Raw genomic sequence first — 1,532 nt, 5'->3', positions numbered from 1 at the left:
ATACTCATTTTAGCATTCCTAAGTTCAATTACTCCGCCCACTTTGCTTATGCATATATCAGCACTATGCTAAAACAGAGCCAATAAAAAAAGAGCATAGATGTTTTAAAACTGATCTATACTCATAAAAATATTAAACTGTACATTGCTCAATTTCTATTGTGTAATTACTACAACAAGGACAAACAACTACGCTAACAATGTAACTATCATCTATTTTTCCAACTCTAAAAAGCTTATTATAAGATGTATTTTCATATTCTTTACATAGTGTATTTATTATGTATTTATTTTCTTTTGTATAAACATAAAAATGATATTCTAAATAAGCATAAGATTTATTTATCTTTTCTTGGGAATCACAGTAACATTTATCGCCATAAAATTCTTTTGAAAAATTAATAACTTTTCCTTCGTATAAAGCATTTAAAATTATATCTAATGATAAGCCTTCAATTTCTTCAACTTCATTATCAGAATCTAAAAATATACCGTCACAATTTTCTTTATTTAATACATATTCTTTATCATCATATACAAACTTATATTCCATAAAATTTCTCTCCTTAACTAAATTAATAATAATTATATAATATCATATAATTTTAATGTACATAACAATATATTTGTAATATATTATATGTTAAATATGTATGGATATATGTAATAAATAAGGTGAAATTGCAATTATTTTATGTAGATTTATTTGGAAATATATAAATAATCTACCAAAACATAGTTTGATAATAAATAATATAAAATGAAACCATTTTGTAAGAATTAGGACACAGATATGTAACAAATAAAAATTTATAGTGATATAAAATAATAATAAGAAATCCTTAATTTTGAATTAATAAACTTTTAAGAGTACTGATGTAAAATTAGTATTATAGAATATTATAAAATAAAAATATTTTAGATTGGAGATGAGTTTAATGTTAGAAAAGATTATGTTAACTGATAAGGAATATGAAAATTTAGCAAAAGGAATTGCAATGGGAGTTGGATTTGGAACTATTATTGGTACAATTTTTGATAATGCAGTGTTTTTCTTTGCAGCAGGAGGAGTATTAGGAATAATAGGCTCATTAATCTATTCTAAAATAGAAGAGTATAAAGAAAATCATATATAATAAACCATAAAAGAAATGCATTATTAAGCGTATCAAAACATAATTTAAACATGTGTAAATTTATTAAGACTCTTTTAAATTTAGGGTATGTTTTAAATCTGTGTTGATATATGCAATAGACAAAGTGGCATTGTAATTGGAATTTGAGAATACTTAATGAGTATTGTCACTTTTACTGCTTGTCTCAATTTTATATTGGGAGCAAGCTAAAAAGGGACTATACTCATTTTTAGTATTCCTAAGTTCAATTACTCAGTCCACTTTGCTTATGCATATATCAACATGATACTAAAACACAACTTAATTTTTAAACCTTAATATTATCTTAAGCTAATGTTAATTTACTATCAATGTTTAAAATGGTAAAATTAATAGTACTAAAGTATTTAGAGAGATG

The 1,532-nt window shown here is 23.2% G+C and carries 2 protein-coding genes; one reads left to right on the top strand and one right to left on the bottom strand.

The window, feature by feature from the left end:
* Window positions 1–132 precede the first annotated feature (132 nt).
* Complete coding sequence (locus NG918_RS16215; protein ID WP_252227077.1) at window positions 133–552, bottom strand: DUF3785 family protein; 420 nt, start codon at window positions 550–552, stop codon at window positions 133–135.
* 385 nt (window positions 553–937) lie between these two features.
* Between NG918_RS16215 and NG918_RS16210 the strand changes: the two genes are divergently transcribed.
* Entirely contained in the window at window positions 938–1,135 is a 198-nt protein-coding gene (locus NG918_RS16210) for a hypothetical protein (protein ID WP_252211600.1), read from the top strand.
* Window positions 1,136–1,532: the final 397 nt, after the last annotated feature.

Origin of the sequence: Clostridium sp. ZBS2 (genome assembly GCF_023845855.1) — a bacterium.
Classification (GTDB): domain Bacteria; phylum Bacillota; class Clostridia; order Clostridiales; family Clostridiaceae; genus Clostridium; species Clostridium aquiflavi.
The sequence above is the reverse complement of the archived record's forward strand: the minus strand, read 5'-3'. Positions and strand labels throughout refer to the sequence as shown.